General features: G+C 58.5%; 13 protein-coding genes. 5 read left to right on the top strand and 8 right to left on the bottom strand.

What is annotated here, in order from left to right:
• Window positions 1-153: 153 nt before the first annotated feature.
• On the top strand, window positions 154-1,029 hold the full coding sequence (locus tag RBB82_RS12555) for a lysostaphin resistance A-like protein (RefSeq protein ID WP_433970854.1): 876 nt from the start codon (window positions 154-156) through the stop codon (window positions 1,027-1,029).
• Here RBB82_RS12555 and RBB82_RS12550 read toward each other — a convergent pair.
• The 3 genes from RBB82_RS12550 to RBB82_RS12540 form a co-directional block, all read right to left on the bottom strand.
• A complete protein-coding gene (locus tag RBB82_RS12550) occupies window positions 954-1,724 on the bottom strand; it encodes a lysostaphin resistance A-like protein (protein ID WP_433970853.1) in 771 nt (256 codons plus the stop codon). The two genes, RBB82_RS12555 and RBB82_RS12550, sit on opposite strands and share 76 nt — an antisense overlap.
• A gap of 113 nt (window positions 1,725-1,837) precedes the next feature.
• Entirely contained in the window at window positions 1,838-3,991 is a 2,154-nt protein-coding gene (gene fusA / locus RBB82_RS12545; RefSeq protein ID WP_433970851.1) for an elongation factor G, read from the bottom strand.
• A 251-nt stretch (window positions 3,992-4,242) separates the two neighbouring features.
• The gene (locus RBB82_RS12540; RefSeq protein ID WP_433970849.1) at window positions 4,243-5,322 is read right to left on the bottom strand and encodes a LacI family DNA-binding transcriptional regulator; all 1,080 of its coding nucleotides are present in this window, start codon (window positions 5,320-5,322) and stop codon (window positions 4,243-4,245) included.
• A 224-nt stretch (window positions 5,323-5,546) separates the two neighbouring features.
• On the opposite strand from RBB82_RS12540, the gene RBB82_RS12535 reads away from it, so the two are divergent.
• A complete protein-coding gene (locus RBB82_RS12535; protein ID WP_433970847.1) occupies window positions 5,547-6,968 on the top strand; it encodes a glucoamylase family protein in 1,422 nt (473 codons plus the stop codon).
• A 291-nt stretch (window positions 6,969-7,259) separates the two neighbouring features.
• On the opposite strand, the gene ligA is transcribed toward RBB82_RS12535, so the two are convergent.
• Complete coding sequence (ligA, locus tag RBB82_RS12530) at window positions 7,260-9,386, bottom strand: NAD-dependent DNA ligase LigA (RefSeq protein ID WP_433970846.1); 2,127 nt, start codon at window positions 9,384-9,386, stop codon at window positions 7,260-7,262.
• Between the two features lie 227 nt (window positions 9,387-9,613).
• Between ligA and RBB82_RS12525 the strand changes: the two genes are divergently transcribed.
• Together RBB82_RS12525 and RBB82_RS12520 are read left to right on the top strand one after the other, a co-directional pair.
• Window positions 9,614-10,525 (top strand): formate/nitrite transporter family protein, encoded by a 912-nt coding sequence (locus RBB82_RS12525; RefSeq protein ID WP_433970844.1) that lies wholly within the window; start codon window positions 9,614-9,616, stop codon window positions 10,523-10,525.
• A gap of 148 nt (window positions 10,526-10,673) precedes the next feature.
• A complete protein-coding gene (locus RBB82_RS12520) occupies window positions 10,674-11,675 on the top strand; it encodes a zinc-dependent alcohol dehydrogenase family protein (RefSeq protein WP_433970843.1) in 1,002 nt (333 codons plus the stop codon).
• A 397-nt stretch (window positions 11,676-12,072) separates the two neighbouring features.
• On the opposite strand, the gene RBB82_RS12515 is transcribed toward RBB82_RS12520, so the two are convergent.
• Window positions 12,073-13,071 (bottom strand): substrate-binding domain-containing protein, encoded by a 999-nt coding sequence (locus RBB82_RS12515; RefSeq protein ID WP_433970841.1) that lies wholly within the window; start codon window positions 13,069-13,071, stop codon window positions 12,073-12,075.
• 266 nt (window positions 13,072-13,337) lie between these two features.
• On the bottom strand, window positions 13,338-14,324 hold the full coding sequence (locus tag RBB82_RS12510) for a substrate-binding domain-containing protein (protein ID WP_433970840.1): 987 nt from the start codon (window positions 14,322-14,324) through the stop codon (window positions 13,338-13,340).
• 141 nt (window positions 14,325-14,465) lie between these two features.
• Here RBB82_RS12510 and mfd point away from each other — a divergent pair, with 141 nt between their 5' ends.
• On the top strand, window positions 14,466-18,179 hold the full coding sequence (gene mfd, locus RBB82_RS12505; RefSeq protein ID WP_433970838.1) for a transcription-repair coupling factor: 3,714 nt from the start codon (window positions 14,466-14,468) through the stop codon (window positions 18,177-18,179).
• Window positions 18,180-18,182: 3 nt separating this feature from the next.
• On the opposite strand, the gene RBB82_RS12500 is transcribed toward mfd, so the two are convergent.
• A complete protein-coding gene (locus RBB82_RS12500; RefSeq protein ID WP_433970837.1) occupies window positions 18,183-19,121 on the bottom strand; it encodes a DUF2950 domain-containing protein in 939 nt (312 codons plus the stop codon).
• Complete coding sequence (locus tag RBB82_RS12495) at window positions 19,118-20,584, bottom strand: DUF3300 domain-containing protein (protein WP_433970835.1); 1,467 nt, start codon at window positions 20,582-20,584, stop codon at window positions 19,118-19,120. The genes RBB82_RS12500 and RBB82_RS12495 overlap by 4 nt, the downstream gene beginning before the upstream one ends.
• Window positions 20,585-20,699 lie beyond the last annotated feature (115 nt).

Below are 20,699 nucleotides of genomic sequence, written 5' to 3'. Positions count from 1 at the left end.
CGATTTGAAGCAGATTTGCGCTTGAAAGATGCTTTAGCCGATGCAAGGAGAGTCTAACCCGCTTACCACCTAACCTTCTCCATACGATTTACCACTAACAGTCCATACCCGCTCCACGAAGTTAGATCGCAAACCTATACTGAAGCTCGCCCCATGCTCACTCCGCTCAACGTAGTCGCCGCCATACTGACCCTCGCCCCCTTCCTGGCTGCGGCTTTCTTCGGCGAAATCCTGCTCCGACGTATACAAACCTTGCCTTCAGTAGTGAGGTTGCTGTGGCCCGCCATCCTGTGCGTTCCATACGTGTTGGTGACCCTCTCCGCAGGCAACTTTCGTTGGAGTTGGCTCTTCCTCTACGCTCTTCTCCCGGTTGCGATTGCACTGCTCATGCACCAAGCCAAACAAGCCGATCCCCACCAAACCGGCAACTGGCGTGACCTTCTGGTTCTACTCACCCTTGGCCTCGCGGTCGACCTCCGCTGGTTCGAATCCGCATGGCCCCCGCACCTCGCCATCTTCAACAAGATGCTGTTGCTAAACGCCGGCATCTACGGCATCCTCTACATTCGCCAGTTCGAGGGCGTCGGCTTCGATCTCCGCCTAAAACTCCGCGACATCAGCATCGGCCTGCGTGAGTGTGCCTTTTACCTCCCAATTGCCCTGCTACTAGGCCTAAGTCTCGGCTTCCTGCACTTTCACCAACACTGGCCACACCTCTTGCAATTCGTCGAAGCGTACCTCTTCACGTTCTTCTTCATCGCAGTCCCCGAGGAGCTATTCTTCCGCGGCTGGATGCAGAACCTCGTCGAGCGACGCATCGGCCATCGTGCAGCACTTTTTCTGACAGCCTGCCTCTTCGGCCTGTCTCACTTCAACAAACGCGCCCTTCACTTCAACTGGCGCTACGTTCTACTCGCTGCGATCGCCGGAATCTTCTACGGCCGGGCCTGGCGTCAAGACCGGCGTGTCGGCGCCTCGGCCGTCACCCACGCCACCGTCGACACCTTATGGTCCATCTGGTTGAGATGATGCTGCCCATGCGGGCGATACTTCAGATAACCAAGCCCCACCCGCATATTGTGCTGCACCGTCGCCGGAACACTAATCGCAACACACACACCCAGAATCACGTGTGCAATCCCCAACGTAAACAGATTGCGATAACGTAAAAAAACCATGCACGCCGCCACACCCCAGATCAGTGTCATCACCGTCAGCACCGGGTTCGGCAGATGCGCCAGCGCAAACAGACCAGCCGCCACCAACACTGCCACCCGTCTGTCCGGCATCAGCCGCTGCAGACGGCGCAGCATAAAATCCTGCAACAAAAATTGCTGAAAAAGCGACCAGATCGCATAGCCCCAGAAGCTCTCCACAAACCGAAACGGAGTGTGCGGCGCATGCAGCGTCTGCAGTCGTCTCGCCAACAGAGCAGCCCCCACCGAAATACAGAACGCCACCCCCACCACCCACAGCGACGAAACGAAGCCCTTCATCCGGACTCCCATCGCATCCCAACTATCAAACGAGCTCCACGTCGCAAACCCAACCCAACCGACGGCTACGAAGTACAGCACACTCCGCAACGGCGCCGGCGTCCAGATAACGATCAGAATCAGACCATATCCAACGGCCAGATCAAGCAACGTACGCCGTCTCCAACGCGTGGCATCAGACCGTTCCCCCGCCGGAAGATCCATCGCGCCAATAGTGCCGGAGCTCATAGCGACTCGTTCAAGCAATTCATCGAATATTGATATTACCGTCGCATCCCTTTGTTGTCACGCAACGCCGGCGCGCCGATACCGCACCGCAACCTGCGCTCAGCCGCCCGGAGTTACTCTTCAGCGTCGTCATGAACCGGCTGCTTCGCACTGGCCAGAATCTTCTCGGCCAGCAGCGGTGGCACCACATCATAGTGGTCCATCTCCATCCGGAAACTCCCTCGCCCCTGCGTGATCGAGGTAAGCGTCGTTCCATAACTCAGCATCTCGGCCATCGGCACCTCGGCCCGAACCGTAGTTCCTGCGCCGCCGCTCTCCATCCCCTGCACACGGCCACGTCTCCCGTTTAGATCGCCCAGCAAAGCCCCGGCAAACTCATCCGGCGCCTCAATCTCGACCCGCATCACCGGCTCCAGCAGAGCGGGTTTCGCCTGCTCCATGCACTTGCGAAACGCCAGCCGCGCTGCCATCTTGAACGACATCTCACTCGAGTCCACATCATGGTAGCTGCCATCAAAAACAGTCACCTTCAAATCGACCACCGGATATCCCGCCAGAAAGCCACGCACCGCCGACTCGCGAACGCCCTTCTCTACCGCAGGAACATACTGACGCGGAATCGACCCACCAAATATCTCGTTCGCAAACACCACCCCGCCCCCGCGCGGCAGCGCCTCCATACGAATCTTGCAGTCGCCAAACTGGCCATGCCCACCAGTCTGCTTCTTATATCGACCCTGCGCCTCAGCCCTGCCGCGGATCGTCTCGCGATACGGAATCTTCGGAGCCTTCAACGTCACATCCGTGTGGTATCGCCTCTTCAACTTCGACACCACCGCCTCAATATGCTGTTGTCCTGCACCCGCCACCAGAAACTCATTCGTCTGCGGATCGCGGAAGAACTTCACCATCGGATCATCTTCCATCACCTTATGCAGAGCAGGAGCAAGCTTGTCCTCGTCCGCGCGCGACTTCGGTTCGATCGCATACGTCATCGCCGGCTCAGGCATTGGCACGGGTTCCAGATAAACCTCATGCGCCTTATCGCCAAGCGTATCGCCCGTCAACGTAACTCGCAGTTTCGCGACAGCGCCAATATCCCCGGCGTGCAACTCAGTCACCTCAACGGCCTTCCGCCCTTGCATGATCGACAGATGCGCTAACCTCTCCGACTCATGACGCGTGAAATTCTGCACCGTCTTGTCCGTCGTCATCATGCCGCTGACGACTTTGAAGAAAGAGATCCGTCCCGCAAATGGATCGGTCATCGTCTTGTACACATACAACGCAAGTGGCTCCTTATCATCCACCTTCCGCATCACGATCTCATCCTGATCGTCGGCCGCACCTGCGCCGCTGCCGTTTACCGAAGTCGAGTGCAGCACCCCTCGCGTAGCCACCGGCTCACGCTCCGTGGGCGCTGGCGCATACACCTTCAGAAAATCAAGCAGATGGTCGGTCCCGACATTTCTCAATCCGCTCACATAGAGCACCGGAAAGATGCGGTCCTCACGAATCGCCTCATGCAGCGCGACGATGAGGTGTTGTTCGGGAATGGTGCCCTCTCGAAAGAACTCCTCCATCAACTCATCCTTACCCTCGGCGACAAGCTCCACCAGCGCCTCATGCGCAGCCTTCGCATCAGCCTTCACCGCCTCAGGAATCGCCCCAACCTCACCACGCCCATCTCCGTCCGGCTTGTACAGATAAGCCTTCATCGTCACCAGATCCACCACACCATGAAACCCGTGTTGGTCAACGATCGGCAGCTGCACCGGCACAATCTGTCGTCCCCACTTCTCCTGCAGAAGCTCGATCATTCGTTGCCGTCCCACCCTGCTATCGGCCTTAGGATGGTCAACCTGGTTGATAACAACGACACGCGGCAAGCTAACCTCTGCAGCGTACTTCCACACTCTGTCTGTGACGGCCTCAGCACCGCACTGCGCATTCACGAGCACCAGCGCCATCTCCACCGGCAACATCGCCGCTCGTGTCTCATGCACGAACATATGAAAACCAGGAGTATCGATCAGGTTGATCTTGACGCCGCTCCACTCCACAAACGCTACTGCATTCGACATGGTTGTCCTGCGCGCGACGTCTTCTTCGTCATAACACGTCACGGCTGAGCCATCCTCAACCCGGCCGCGAGTCACGGTCATCTTCGCCGCATGCAGTAGCGCGCAGATGAGCGTTGTCTTTCCACAATGCGCGTGACCAACCACGGCCACGTTGCGAATATCGCCGCCCAGGTAAATCTTCATACTCAGACTCCTTCCAGAAAAATCTGAATGGATCAATCTCAGTTACAGATGAGGGCTCTTCCCGAGAGCTTCTCCACTGCATCTGTTGTGAACAGAGATACCGTCACTGGCCTCAAGTTCAGACCGTTCGCGGGCCTATATCTCAAGGAGCACGGATGCTATCACAAACGCAGTCGCCGTTCCTCTCGAAATTTATGCGTCAATTGATCTCCGCCGCGAAGGTGAATCGCACGAAATATCTCTTTCCGCGCCTATCGCTTAACCCGGGCCGGAGAACTTGTCGACTCCCGCACCACCAGTTCAGGCTCGACCATGATCTGTTGCGCATGCACCGCCGACTCAGAGGTCCCGATCTGTTCCAAAACCGTCTGTGCAGCTAACATCCCCATCCTACGCAACGGCTGACGAACCGTCGTCAGCGCCGGATTCTGAAACGCCGCCGACTGTACATCGTCGAACCCCACAACGGAGACGTCCTGGGGTACGCGCAGACCAGCCTCTCTCAAGGCTTTGATCGCGCCAATCGCCGATACATCATTGAACGCAAACAACGCCGTAAACGTTTGGCCCTCCGACAAAAGCGCTCGAGTCGCAAGATATCCCGGTTCATGCGTCGGCAGGTCTCCCTCCAGTTGGGCAACAAGCTTCGGCAGGACCGGCAGACCCCTCTTCTCCATCGCATGACGAATCCCGCGCCAGCGCGACTCCGTATCCGAGCTAAATCTCTGTCCCTTGATAAACGCCACTCGATGGTGTCCCAGATCACCCAGATGATCGATCGCAAGCTCCGCCGCCATCCTGTGATTCAACACAATATTGGTAACGCCCTTAGGCTCATGATGACCCGACACCGTAACAGTCGGAATCGCCCATCGATCCCGCAGCAACGTGTCCACAGCAATAACCCCTTCCACCGCCCGGTCCCGAAACAACTGCTCGCTCCTCGCGATCATCTCCTCGCGATGATGATGGCTGACCAGAAAATAAAAGTACTCCGCCTGCATCAGAGCGTCTTCAATTCCACTCAAGACAAGCGTCGCATAGCCCTCACTCACCTCAGGCACGATCACGCCGACCGTCTGGCTTCGCCGGTTGCGCAGAGAGCGAGCAAACAGATTCGGCCTGTAGTTCAACATCTCCGCCGCGGCAAAGATGCGGTCCTGCGTGACCTTCGGAATCGAACGGGCCGCAGGCGCCCCACTAAGAACACGCGAGATTGCAGCCACCGATAGTCCAACATGATCGGCGACGGCCTTTAAATTTGCCGCCTTCGACTCCGCCCTGGGTAATGCCGGTTTTGCAGCTTCAGAGATAATCGGACTTCGAGGCATTCAAGCAGTCTGGCACAAACCTCATCATAAAAGAATAAGGAGCTAACCCTTTCCTCTGCTTTTCACTAACGAAACGACATCGTTCAGGCAAACGATTGCCTGAACGTGCCACAATAGAGCCGGAAGCACCAGAGAATGCATCAAAGGTGCAGTGCAGTTAAACCTTTTATCAACCAAAAGAGTCAGATAAGTCTCCACTGGCAAGAACGTACGATAGATAGAGAATGAGTGTCAGCCCTTCGGCTCCGCCTAAAATCACGAGACGCAGGGCCACACAGTTGCTCGGCGGAGCCATCGCTACCGGTCTCATTACCCCGCCTCTCTTCGGGCAGCAGCCAGCAACCGCACCAACTTACTCCAGACTCCTAAGCGACGAAGACCTCGCCTTCCTGGACGAGATGGAGCGCGCCGGCTGTCTATACTTCACCGAGCAGGCCGATCCCGCATCCGGCCAGGTCCTCGACCGCGCAACCAACAAAACCTCCACCGGCGAACTCGACACTCACTTTGCCTCCAGCATCGCCGCCACTGGCTTCGGTCTCACCGCCCTCTGCATCTCCGACAAGCGCGGTTACCTGCCCACCGATCGCGTCAAGAAGCAGGTCATCGCCACGCTCGACTTTCACCTCAACAAAATGCCCAACGAGCATGGCTTCTTCTACCACTTCAACGACATCAAGACCGGCAAGCCCCTCATCAACGTCGAAGTGTCCTCCATCGATACAGCCATCCTTCTCTGCGGCGTCCTCACCGCCCGTGCCTACTTCCACGATCCAAAGATCACAGACCTTGCCACGCAACTCTACAACCGCGTCGACTTCCCCTGGATGCTCAACGGCGGCAAAACCTTCTCCATGGGCTGGCGTCCCGAGACTGGCTTCATCGCCACACGCTGGGATCACTATAGCGAGCTGATGATGCTCTACCTCCTCGCCATCGGCTCACCCACCCATCCCATCTCGCCCGACTCATGGAACGCCTTCACGCGCCCACCCATGACCTTCGGCCCCTACTCCTACATCAGCGGACGCGATCCCCTCTTCATCCACCAGTACTCCCACGCCTGGTTCGACTTCGCCCGTCAGCGCGACGCCTACGCCGACTACTTCGCCAACTCCATCACTGCCACCCGCGCTCACAAAGCCTTCTGCCTCGGCCTCAAGCGCGGCTATACGGACGATTACTGGGGCGTCTCCGCCTCCGACTGGCAGCACGGCTACACCGCCTGGGGCGGCCCTCCGCTCATGGGCCCGGTCGACGGCTCCGTCGTCCCCTGCGCCGCCGCCGGATCGCTCCCGTTTCTTCCCCGCGAATGTGTCCACGTCCTCCGCGCCCTACGCGACAACTTCGGCGCGGACGCCTGGGGACGCTATGGTTTCTGCGACGCCTTCCACCCCGACCTCCACTGGTTCGATCCCGACGTGCTCGGCATCGATCTAGGCATCGGCGTCCTCATGGCAGAAAACCTCCGCACCGCCTTCGTCTGGGACACCTTCATGCAAAACCCTGAACCTGTCGCCGCCATGAAAGCCTGCGGCTTCCACAGCAGCCGCCAAATCAATCCCCCAACCCAGAACACAGGCCCTGTCTCCAGCCCAAATCAACAACCCGCCACCCCAAGCACGAACCGCCCCCCTAACATGTAGCCCCAGCCCCATGCCGCAGAAGATAACTCTCTGCATCAGGCACCCAAGCCTGAGCATCCACCCACCGAAGTTTTAAACCGAAGCACCCAAAACTCGGTATCCAGGCAACTCAAGCCTCAGCAGCCAGGCACCCAAGACTCGGTATCTAGGTAACCCAAGGCGTTAGCCTTAGGCCTCACCAACTCGACAACGGGGCTTTAGCCCCTGGGATATGCCTTACCATCCTGCTGCTCGAAAGCGAACATAGCCCGAAGACTACTCAAGCCAAACACAGCGCGCGACTCCAGCAATCTACCCCAGCAGTTCCAGCAACCCCGCTTCATCAAGCACCGCCACCCCCAGCGAAGTCGCCTTATCCAGCTTCGATCCCGCCTCTTCCCCCGCCACAAGATAGTTCGTCTTCTTACTCACACTCCCCGAAACCCGCCCCCCCGCCGACTCAATCTTCTCCTTAGCCAACTCCCGCGTAAGGTTTGGCAGCGTCCCTGTCAGCACAAACGTAAGCCCCTCCAGCGTCGAAGTCGTCACCCGCTTCTCCGCCGTCATCTCCAACCCCTGCGAAGCAAGATCCTTCACCAGCTCAACGTTCTTCTCCACTGCAAAAAACTCCACGATCGCCTGCGAGACCTTCGGCCCTACCTCGTTCACGGCCTCCAACTGCTCTGCCGTCGCACTCATCAGCTCATCCATCGAGCCGAAGTGTGCCGCCAGCAACTGCGCAGTCCGCTCACCCACAAAGCGAATCCCTAGCCCCAGCAGCACCCGCGCCAGACCCGCCCTCTTCGAGCGCTCTATCTCCGCCAACAAAGCATCCGCCGTCTTCTCGCCCACCCTCTCCAAACTCAACAGATCGTCCCGCTTCAGCCGATACAGATCTCCAATCGTTCGAATCAGCGCCTTACGCGTCACAACCGGAGCACCCTCCTCCGTCACAACCTCCGCATCGCCTCCCAGCTCCGCGCTCTGACCGAGCAACTGCGCCACCATCGCATCGCCCAACCCTTCAATATTCATCACTCCCCTCGCCGACCAGTGCAGCAACTCCTCACGCACCCGCGCCGGACAAGAGTTATTCACGCACCGCCAATCCACCTCCCCCTCGATCTTCTGCAGCTCGCTGGAACAAACCGGGCAGTTCTCCGGAAACACAATCTCCTTCGTCCCACGCAGATGAGTCTTATCCTCCACCACCTCAACGATCTTCGGAATCACATCCCCACCACGTTCCACCGACACAAAATCCCCAATGCGAACACCCAGCCGCGCAATCTCATCCGCATTGTGCAACGTCGCCCGCGACACCGTCGTTCCCCCAATCAAAACTGGAGTCAACGCCGCCACCGGAGTCACCTTCCCCGTGCGCCCCACCTGAAACAACACACCCTCAAGCTTCGTAATCCCCGCCCTTGCCGCAAACTTATACGCAATCGCCCACCGCGGAGCCTTCCCGGTAAACCCCAGCCGCTTCTGCTGCGCCGTAGCATCAACCTTGATCACAACCCCATCGATCTCATACCCCAGCGAATCGCGCAGCGGCTCCGCATCCGCAATAAACTTCACCACCTCATCGATACTCTTCAACGCCTTCGCATACTTGTTCACCCGAAAGCCTGAAGTCCTCAACGCCTCCAGCGTAGTCGACTGCTGCGGCAGCAAGAACTCCCCATCCTTCAACAAAAAATACGCATAAAAATCCAACCGCCTCTGCGCCACGATGTTCGGCTCAAGCGTACGAATCGTCCCTGCCGCTGCATTCCTCGGATTCGCCGCCGCCGCCATCCCCGCAGCCTCGCGCTCTTCATTCATCTTCACAAACGCAGCCTGCGGAAGCACCACCTCGCCCCTCACCTCAAAGCTCTGCGGCAGCCCCACCGCCTTCAGCTTCGCAGCCGAAACACTCAGCGGCACCGACCGAATTGTCCGCACATTACTCGTCACATCCTCGCCGATCGATCCATCCCCGCGCGTCAACCCACGCTCAAGATGTGACGAACCGTGCGCTCCCGGCACATAGTGCAGCGCCAGCGACAGCCCATCCAGCTTCAGCTCGCACACATACCGCACCGCCTCCGAACTCGGCAGCGCCTCCCGCACTCTCTGGTCCCACGCCCTCAGCTCTTCTTCGTTGTACGCATTGTCCAGCGACAGCATAGGCCGCGAGTGTGGCATCTTCGCGAACCCATCCTTCGGTTTGCCGCCTACACGCTGCGAAGGAGAGTCCGTCGTCACCAACTCTGGATGCTTCTCCTCCAGCTTCTTCAGCCGGTTCATCAGCGCGTCGTACTGCGCATCGGTCAGCTCCGGCGCATCGTCGACGTAGTACAGATATTCATGGTGTCGAAGCTGATCGCGCAGCTCCTGTATCTCTTGATCGGGTGTCAGAGCAGACGGCATAGGCAGAATTATAAAGATGCGCATGTCCTGTCGGACGGGCCCACTGCGCGTGGGGCGGTCACTTCGTGACTCACGATTGCTTCGCGTGGTCCTCGCGATGCGAGGAGGGAGATTACGCCGACCAACGGGAGGCCCTATGCAAGTGACCAGCCCTGACCGGTACACAAGTCACGAAGTGACCGCCCCACGCGTAGTGGGCCCGTCCGGCAGGACACAATCTTCCCCAACCATCGTTTCTGCATCTCATGCCCATGCCCTTTCGACTCCGCCGCTACCCAGTCCAGCCCGCAGCCGCCGCCGCCCAGGACGCGCAAAAGAATCTCGAGCGCCCCAGCGCCCAGGACATCTACGAACAAGTCGCCAACAACGCCCGTCAAGAGCTTGGCCGATCCAGCATCTCTCTCGCCATCTCCGGCCTCGCCGGAGGAATCTTCATGGGCCTCTCCGCCCTCGGCAACGCCATCGCCATCGCCCTCCTCACCACCCCCGGCACCGCACCCACCGCCAAAATCTTCTTCATCGGCAAGATGTTCTACCCTCTCGGCTTCATCGTGGTCATCCTTGGCCGCTCCCAGCTCTTCACCGAAAACACCCTCTACCCCGTAGCCCTCGTACTCGCAGAAAAAAAACACTTCTGGAAGACCCTTCGCCTCTGGGCCACGGTCCTCCCCGCCAACGTCCTCGGAGCCCTCGCCTTCGCCGTCATCGCCGCCCTCACCACCGCGCTCAAGCCGGAGATCGTGCAATCCCTCGCAGGCCTCGGCCTAGAAGCTATTCACAACCCGCCCGCCACCATCTTCTGGAGCGGCGTCATGGGCGGCTGGATCATCGCAACCGTAGCGTGGCTCGTCTCCGGCTCGCACTCCATCACCGGCTCCGTCATGATCATCTGGATGCTGACCTTCGTCGTCGGCCTCGGCAACTTCGCCCACTGCATCGCCACCAGCGGCGAGATCCTCACCGCCATCCTCATCGGCAAAGCCGCATGGTCCACCTATCCCATCTGGCTTCTCCCTGCCGTAGCCGGCAACATCTGCGGCGGCGTAGGCATGGTCACCCTCCTCGAATACGGCCAGGTCATCTACGGTGGCGACGCCGACGCCGAAGCCATCGCCCCTCACATAAAAGAAGAAGTGAAAGCAGAAGAATCAGCCAAAGCGTAGTGCTCCCGTCAAATCAACGAACACCGCAGGCAGTCTGTAATTTTCTTGTCAATAATCGGGCGGCATCAGTCTCACTCAGCCACATCCTGCATCTTCCGTCCTCCGCGGTCGTCCAATGGGAAGCAATTAGCAAATCCCAGGAGCCTGCATGTCCAATACCGTAAAGTTCGTTCGCTTCCACAAAACAGGCGGCCCCGAAGTCCTTCAGTTCGACGAGCTTCCTCTCCCCGAACCGAGCCACGGAGAAGTTCGTCTCCGCGTCAAAGCTCTTGGCCTCAACCGCGCCGAAGTCATGTTCCGCAACGGCCAATACCTCGAAACTCCCATCCTCCCAGCGAAGAACGGCTACGAGGCCTCCGGCATCATCGAAGCCGTCGGCCCCGGCGTCGACCCTGCATGGATCGGCAAGACTGCAAGCACCGTCCCCGGCCTCTTCAGCCTCAACGCACACGGCGTCTATGGCGAAGTCGCCATCGTTCCCGCCGCAGCACTCGCCGAATACCCTGCCAAGCTCTCCTACGAAGAAGGCACCTCCATCTGGATGCAGTACCTCACGGCATACGGCGGTCTCATCATGCTGGGCCATCTCAAAAAAGAAGACTTCGTTCTCATCACAGCAGCCAGCAGCAGTGTAGGCATCGCTGCAATTGAAATCGCGAAGGCAGAGGGAGCCACCAGCATCGCCGTCACCCGTACCGCCGCGAAAAAAGCAGAGCTGCTCAAACTTGGTGCCGACTACGTCATCGTCTCCGATGAAGAAGACCTCGTCGTCCGCGTCAAAGCAATCACCGACGGGAAAGGTGCACGAATCGTATTCGATCCCATCGGCGGCAAGATCGTCGAATCACTCGCGGCAGCCGCCTCCAAGAACGGAATCATCTTCGAGTATGGTGCCCTCGCTCCGGAGCCGACTCCCTACCCACTCTTCACCGCGCTCAGTAAATTCCTCACCATCAGGGCCTATACCCTCTTTGAGGTTGCAGCCGACCCAGTCGAATTTCCCAAAGCCAAGAAGTACATCTTCGACCACATCGTCGCAGGCAACTTCAAGCCACTCATCGACAGGACCTTTGCCTTCTCCGACATCGTTAACGCCCATCGCTACATGGAGTCCAACGCTCAGATCGGCAAGATCGTAGTAACCCTGTAGCCAGAAATCAGCCAACGCCACAGTTGGCGTAGAGTGTGTCTTCGCTTTTTGCTGTCATTAGTTGTAATGAGGTTCGAACCAGTAGCTAATCCCTAATGGTGTAGAGTTTGTTTTCGCTTTTGTTGTCATCCCCGAAGCGAATCTGCGTTAGCAATCTCTACACCATCAGAAAATTTCCCAATCTGGGAAAAGTCAGAAAATAATTAGCAAAAAGTTGGCGTATTTTTCGCAGCCGATTTTATGCCACGTCCAGCCACACAACTCACCACAATCAACCACGCTTCACCACGCAAAAAACCACCCCAGGACACCAGTTTTCTGCAAAACCCCCTGCAAAAACCACACTCCACCACGCGCAAAAAAAACGCGCCGCATCACTCAAAAAAAGACATACACGTTACTGAGGCGCTTTATCTTCGCCCAGGTTCAACAGCGTATCGACATTGTTTTTATCAATCAACGCAACACCCGTATCGATAAACGCAGGAACCGGCGCATAAGAATCCAGCGCATAGTCCTGCACCAGCGGCTTCACCGGATAGTGATGAATATCATCCAGCGCCTTCAATCCCACCAGCGCCATCGTGAAAGGTTTTTGCGAAATCGTTGAATCGATCGTCCCATCCCTAATACCCTGCAGCACGGGCTGATCGACATCCATCGCAACCAGCAGCCGATCCTTCACACCAGACCGGCGAAACTCCTCGGCCACATCCCGCCCGGACGCCGCCTCCAGACAAATAACCGCATCAATCCTGTTCGCGCCCGTTCGCGATAGATAGTCTTTCGTCTGGTCCATCGCAAGACCCGAGTCTCCCTTCATATCGAAGACATCAATCACCTTGATCCCCGGAAACTTCTCAAAGGCGTCTCTATAACCCTTCAGCCGTTCATCAATGTTAGGCTGCCCCGGAATCGAAAAGAAGACCACATTCCCCTTACCATTCAGCTTTGCCGCCACCCGCTGCCCGCCCAACCGTCCAGCCTGCAGATTGTTAGTCCCAATGAAGTACATCCGCGAACTCTGTGGCGCATCCGAGTCCAACGTAATCACTGGTATCCCCGCGCCGATCGCAGCGTTGATCTCCGGGGTCATTAACTGCGCGCTCGCTACCGAAACCAATATTCCCGCTGGCTTTCGCGCAACAACAGTACGAAACTCAGCCACCTCACCCTGCGGGTCGAACGTGGTCGTGCCACGCATCTCAGACGAAACCCCGTACGCTGCAGCAGCCTTCTCAAAGCCCGCATTCGCAGACTTCCAATATGGCAGGTTGATGTTCGTTGCAATCAGGTAGTAGTGCTCATCCTTAGTATGCCGACTACATCCGATAAACACTGGAAGCAGTGTCGCTGTTAAAAACGCAAAAAGGAACTGCCTCTTCAAAAGACTCATGCTCATCCTCCGGCAAAAAACTTTCTATGCGGGCCAATAAACAGGTCAAAAAGCGGGCCGAAGCACAACTTCTTCTTTGGGTGCCAGATACTACTCCAACCTGCTGAGAAGAGTAAACTTTGGCCCAACGCCGCACCGGATGAATAACCAAAAGTCATTCGAAGTAGAGCAACACAACTCAAGCGATCAAAACGTAAACCTGCAAATGCGCGGAATAACGCACACCTGTGCAGGAGAATTCCTCGGGAACCTATCGAGTAACAGACCTACTTATTCGCCGCGGCCTGTTTCTTCAAAACAGCATCGAGATTTGTCTTATCCACCAGCGCAACTCCCGTATTCACGAAGGCCGGGAACGGTGAATAGGGGTCCAGCGCGAAGTCTGCATCAAGCGGCTTTATCGGATAGTGATGAATCTCGTCGAGCGCCTTCAGCCCTAGAAACGCCATCGTGTACGGCTTCTGAGAGATCGTCGAATCGATCGTTCCATCCCCCACAAGCTTCAGCGTGTCGGAGTCCACATCCATCGCAACCAGCAAGCGGTCTGTAGCATTCCTTCTCTTGAAGGCCTCCGCAACATTCACACCCGACCGCGAATCCAAACAGACGAACGCATCAATTTTGGCCGGGCCCGTCCGCGCAAGGTACACACCCGCCTGGTCCATCGCCGTTCCCGGATCAGCCTTGATATCGAACACCTCGACCACCTTGATCCCCGGGAAAGCGGCAAAGATATCCTCATAGCCTTTCAGCCGTTCATCCAGATTCGGCTGCCCTGGATTACTGAAAAACACAACGTTCCCCTTACCATTCAGCTGCGCCGCTACACGCCTTCCGCCGAGTCGCCCAGCCTCCAGGTTATTGGTCCCGATAAAGTAAAGCCGCTTGCTCTCCGGCGCATCCGAGTCGATCGTAATCACCGGAATGCCCGCCGCAATTGCGGCATCAATCTCAGGTGTCATCAACTGCGAGTTCGCAACCGACACAAGAATTCCCGCCGGCTTTCTCGCCACCATCGCCTTGAACTCATCCACCTCGGCCTGCGGGTTCAACCCTGCCGGACCGCGCGTATCGACCGAAACGCCATACTCAGTGCCCGCCGCCTCAAATCCAGCCGCACCAGCCTTCCAGTAGGGCACTGCGGTGTTCGTAGCGATCAGATAATACTGTTCGCTCTTGCTATGCCGGTTGCATCCCGACATCAGTGGAAGCACCACCGCCAAAAGCGCAAAGGAAATCCGTTTGTTCACCATCGTTAACCTCCGGAACTTCTCTATAAGTCATCTCGATCCTGCAGCTAGCGAACGCCCAGTGGCACCATTCCCACGAGAGCAGGATATTACTCCAACTGTTGAGATGCTGAAAACCTGACATCAACTAAAATCATTCTCAGCATGGTTCTTCCCTTCGTCCGCGAGCTCCTCGCAGACTTGGAGCATTCTGAGGCATTCGAGCGTGTACGCCGCCACCTGAGCGGAGGCACGGGGCGCAGACGTGTCTCTGGTCTGACCTTCACCGCCCGCGCCCTCTATCTCCCCTTCTTCGTCCGTGCCGCGTCTGCCCCCTCCGTCATCATCGTTGCCGACAACAAAGCCGCCGAAGCCCTCCAGGCCGCGGTCCTCGCCGCCTGCGAGCTCACCGGAGCCCTCCCAGCCGAGTCCGTCCTGCGACTCCCCGCCCACGACGTCCTCCCCTTCGAAAACCTCTCCCCCCACCCTGAAATTCAAGAGACCCGCGCCGCCACCCTCTGGAAGATCGCTACCGGTCAGGCCAAACTCGTCATCGCACCCGTTGAAGCCGCCTGCATGAAGCTCTTCCCCCGCGACTACTACCGCGCCCTCACCCTCCACCTCAAAATCGGCGAAGAGTACATGCCCGACATGCTGGTCGAGCATCTCCTCTCGGTCGGCTACACCAAAGTAGACGTAGTCGAAATGCCCGGCCAGGTCACCCTCCGCGGCGGCATCCTCGACGTCTACTCCCCCGAGATGGACCGTCCCGTCCGCATCGACTTCTTCGGCGACGAGATCGAATCCATCCGCCGCTTCGACCCTGAAACCCAACGCTCAGCCTCCACGCTCGACAGCGCTCTTCTCCTCCCGCTCACCGAAACTCCCGTCACCGAAAAACTCCTCACCGCCATCAACGCCCGCCTCACCCGCGCAGGCACAGCCGGTGCAACAATCGAAGGCGGCGAAGAGCCCACCGAGCTCCTAACCCACGTCAGCACCCGCACCGGCGAAGCCACCATCTTCCCGGGCTGGGAGTTCTTCGCTCCCGTCGCAGGCGCAAACCTAACCCTCCTCGACCTCCTAAGCGCATCAAGCCCGATTGCACCACGCGTCTTCATCGAAGAGCCCGCGATGGTCAAAAACCAGGGCGAACGCTGGTGGAACAAGATCGAGCAGCGCCACGAGCGCTCCGGCATCGGCAACCTCGTCCGACCCGAGGACATCTACCTCTCCCCCTGGGACCTCGACGACCGCCTCCACAAATTCTCCGGCATCGAACTCGACCAACTCGGCGCAGTCGATGTCCTCGACGCCGACCGCAGCGACCTCTCCGAAGTCGACTTCGCCACTCGCCCCACGCAGCGCTTTCACGGCGCCATCCCCGCCCTCATCGACGCCATCAACGCGCTCATGAAGCAAGAGGCCCGAATCCTCCTCACCGCGCCAAATCAAGGCGAAGTCGAGCGCCTCGCCGGCCTCTTGCAGGAGTATCAGGTCCCCTATCGCCTCGGCTCCCGCAACGAAGCCCCCGGCAGCTCCACCGTCTACACCGAGTCCAGCTATCTCGGCGGAAACACCATCGACCTCCGCACGCCCGTCATCGTCAAAACCCCCATCGCCACCGGCGTTCAGGTCCTCGACCTCGACCGAACCACCGCCCGCCAGATCGTCATCTTTGGCGCGCAGGATTTAATCGACGACGCCGACGTCACCGCCCGCCCCGTGCGTCGCGGCAAATCCAAAGCCGCCGCCTTCATCTCAGACTTTCGCGACCTCGCCGTAGGAGACTACGTCGTTCACGTCGAACACGGCATCGCACAGTACTGCGGCCTCCGCGTCATTGAAGAGAACGACCAGCCACCACTCGAACTCATGATCCTCGAGTTCGCCGACGAAGCAAAACTCTACGTCCCGCTCACGCGCCTCGACCTCATCCAGAAATACCGCTCAAGCGAAACCGGCCCACCGCCCGAATTAAACAAACTCGGCACCCAGGCCTGGCAAAAGACCAAGGCCCGCGTAAAAAAAGCGATGGCCGACATGACCGGCGAGTTGCTCAAGCTCTACGCTCAGCGCAAAGCCGCCGTCGGCACGCCCTTCTCACCCGACACCAACATGCAGCACGAGTTCGAAGACGCCTTCGACTTCAACGAGACCGACGACCAGCTCACCGCCATCGCGGATATCAAGCGCGACATGGAGTCCACCCAGCCCATGGACCGCCTCCTCTGCGGCGACGTCGGCTACGGCAAAACCGAAGTCGCCATGCGCGCCGCCTTCAAAGCCGTACAAGACAGCAAACAAGTAGCGGTCTTAACACCAACAACAGTCCTCAGCTTCCAGCACTTCGAGTCCTTCAAAAGACGCTTCGCCAACTTCCCCGTCAACATCGAGATGATCTCCCGCTTCCGCACCCCAAAAGAGAAGAAGATGATCCTCGAAAAAGCCGAAGCCGGAAAGATCGACATCCTCATAGGCACTCACGCCGTTCTCTCCAAAGACTTAAAGTTCCAGGACCTCGGCCTCCTCATCGTCGACGAAGAGCAACGCTTCGGCGTCCGCCACAAAGAGCGTCTCAAGCAGATGCGCGCCGCCATCGACGTGCTCTCCATGTCCGCAACGCCCATCCCGCGCACGTTGCATATGTCACTCATTGGGTTACGTGATATGTCCGTCATCGAAACCCCACCCAAAGACCGCATGGCCATCCAGACCATCGTCGCCAAGTTCGACGAAAAGCTCATCCGCACCGCAGTCGAGATGGAGCTGGAGCGCGGCGGCCAGATTTACTTCGTCCATAACCGCGTCGAAACCATCTACGAACTCGCGTCAAAGATTCGCGAATTAGTCCCACAGGCACGCATAGTCATCGGCCACGGCCAACTCCCCGAAGCCGAACTCGAGCGCGTCATGCTCGCCTTCATGAACCACGAGTACGACGTCCTCGTCGCGACCAGCATCATCGAAAACGGCCTCGACATCCCTCTCGCCAACACCATCATCATCAATCGCGCCGATCGCCACGGCCTCAGCGAGCTCTACCAACTCCGTGGCCGCGTAGGCCGCAGCAACCGCCGCGCCTATTCGTACTTACTAATCCCACCCGAGACCCAACTCACCGAGATCGCCCGTCGCCGCCTCGCCGCACTCAAAGAGTTCTCCGATCTCGGTGCAGGCTTCAAGATCGCCGCCCTCGACCTCGAACTACGCGGCGCAGGCAACATGCTCGGCGGCGAACAATCCGGCCACATCGAAGCCATCGGCTTTGAGATGTACACCACCATGCTCGAAGAGGCCGTCCGCAAGATGAAGGGTGAGGAAGAAAAACCCGCCCACGCCAACACCGTCATCAACCTCGGCATCTCCGTCCGCATCGACTCGGACTACATCCCCGAAGAAAACCAGCGCCTCCGCATGTACAAGCGCATCGCCGGAGCCCAAACCCAGGCCGACCTCAGCGACGTCCGCGCCGAACTGCAAGACCGCTACGGCACCCCACCCGAAACTGTACTGAACCTTCTCGCCGCAGGCGAGATCCGCCTCCAATGCGAGCAGCTAGGCATCTCCCAACTCGACCGCAAACGCACCCAGGTCGAACTCCCCAATCCAAACGGCAACAAGAAGGCTCCCATCAAGACCTTCGTCGAAATGCTTCACGTCAAATTTGCCGCAGTCAACGCCGACCAAGCCACGCTGGCGCAATCATCCATCAACCCCGGCATGTTGATGAAGCTAGTCAGCCGCAACGCCAAGCGCGGCGCACAGTTCACACCTCAAGGCACACTCCGCTGGCCCGTCCCTTCCGCCAAAGCCGAAGACGTTCTCTCGGAGACCCGCGCCCTCCTCGACTCCCTCGCCACCACTCCATCGACCTAAGAGTCAACGAGCGATCTTCCACGAGCTATCTGGGTCATACGCGGTCATAGCCTTCACAGCCGCCTCCGTATCCTGCCCCAGATCCTTCTGATACACCATCCCACCTCGTCCAATCACAAACGTCATCACGCCGCTGCCACTTCGTCCATACTCCGCTGGCCACGCAACAATCGCGAATCCACCCGTCATCTTCCCGTCCCTGATGTAATCCTTCGCGCCGCCGATCGCATGCGCCCCCTGCGCCTTCAGTACGCGATAGTAATAGCCATAAAACGGAGTCCGCTTCCCACCCTGCTGGATGTCATATCCTTCACTGGTCGCCCCTGCGATCAGAACCCCTGCCGGACTGTCTTCCTCACCTTCCTTCGTCTCCCAGTAGAGGCCGTTCTGTTTACCCGGCGAGCTCACAATCCTCTGCGCAAACGCGCCGGGAGGATCCCCGTCATGCCCTGTCTCGGCATACACCTTCTGCGCATCACGCAATGCCCGACACACCTTGATCGCGGCCAGTTCGTTCTCCCCGATCCGCCGATACGCCAGCTCCTGCGCACCCTTCAACGCATCGAAGTGCCACGCACCATCCGCCTTCACGATAGGAAACGGCAGCGGCCACGCGCTCGATCCGATCGTCAGCGTCACCGAATCCGCCGAGTCGTGGACAAACGCATGCGCCTTCTCGTACCCCTTCAGGAAGCCGACTCTGCCATTCTCATCCGCAACCGCATCACCGGACGAGAGCAGATCCTGTGCCTGCGCGCCCAGAATCTCCTTCAACGCAGTATTGTCATTCGCCTTGACGGCCGAAACAAACGCATCCGCCGCCGCTCGATACGTCGGAAAACTCTTTACCGGCGAGTCCTGCGCCAACGCTGACGCCACGCCAAAACTCAGCAGCGTCGTAACGATGAAACGAGCTACCCAATCACGTCTGTAAAGTTTCATCGAGGTTTGCCTCCCGGACGTCCACCGCCGCCAGCACTGGCCTTACCGCGATTGCTGGCCTGCCGTGCCGCTGCGCCATTGTTATTGCCGCCAAATCCACCCGGCCGCGCACCCGTCTGCTGCTGAGGCCGTTGCGCCGGCTTCGCTCCTCCTTGCGGATGCCCCGAGAAAGAACCTCCCGGCGCTGGACGAGTAGCAGGCCGAGGCGTAGGTGAAGGACGAGGCGTAGGAGCAGGCCGAGTCGTTGGTGTTGTTGGCCGAGTAGTAGCTGGCGGCCTGCCACCTCCTCCGTTCCCAGGCGGTCGCGTTCCGCCGCCATTACCCGGTGGACGAGTTCCACCACCATTGCCCGGAGGAGTTCCTCCTCCATTTCCGGGAGGACGTGTCCCTCCGCCGTTCCCATTCCCAGGTGGTCGAGTCCCTCCGTTTCCATTACCCGGAGGTCGAGTCCCACCACCATTTCCATTGCCGGGCGGTCGAGTCCCTACATTGCCGTTGCCATTCCCGGGTGGCCTTCCACCATTACCCGGATACGGCGGACGACCACTACCATTATTCGGTGGCGGACGATAGCCCGGATTATTCGGCCCAACCGGCCGATAGCCCGGCGGCGGAGGGCGATATCCAGGCCGATTATTCCAGTTATTCGGCGGCCTTGCATAAACAGGCCGCCCATAAACCGGAGGCCGCGGACGATACGGAGGATAAGGGCTGTGGTAGTGATTGTTCACCACCCAAACATTGTTATGGACGACCACCCCGCGCCCACCCCAACCCCATCCCCATCCACCCCAACCATATGGCTGGTTGTTATTAATCAACGCCCCAATCGCAATCCCCGCCCCAAAGCTCAACAACGATGCCGCGATGACATCGCCGGTGCTCGGACCAGTCGGCGCGGCAACATAAACCTGCTGCGGCTGATACTGCGGAACATAAACCACCTGAGGATTCGCCGGCTGCACGATCACAACCTTCGTGCCGCCGTCCTGCTGCACCGAAACCGTCTGATACTCATTGCTATCCAGCGCACCCGAAGCATAGGCCTGCTGTCGCAACGTCTGTATCGCCGACATCACGCTCTGCTGGTTCGCCTTGAACGCCGCCCCCAGCGCCGCATAGTCATCGATATGCGTCGCCATCATGTCCAACACCTGCGGAAAAGTCACCAGCGAAATAAACGCCGGATCGAACCCGGCGCTCTGAGCTGCATTCGTCAGCGCCTGCCCCTGAAGCCCCGCATTCTGCTTCACCCAGTTATTCGTATCGATAATCTGCTGAGGATCCGTCGATGCCGCGCAGATCTGCGCCAGCAGCGTATCCGGATACAGCGCAATCGGCGCCACCAGTTGATTCAACTGGTCTCCCGTAGGAACTGCCTGTGCATGACCTGCGCTACCTGAGACCCACTGGCAAGCCATCAACGCCGCCAGAACGACCACCATAATCCTACGAAGGCACATCGAGTATCACCTCGAAACTGTCATCTAAATCCTGTACAACGCGTACGAATTAATGAATTATCGGAGTGCAGGCTGCGCAAGCCAGCCAATTATATGTCACCCGAAGAACTACACC

The organism is Tunturiibacter lichenicola (assembly GCF_051013355.1).
GTDB lineage: Bacteria > Acidobacteriota > Terriglobia > Terriglobales > Acidobacteriaceae > Edaphobacter > Edaphobacter lichenicola_F.
Note: the sequence above shows the minus strand (reverse complement) of the source record. Positions and strands in the feature narration are given on the sequence as shown.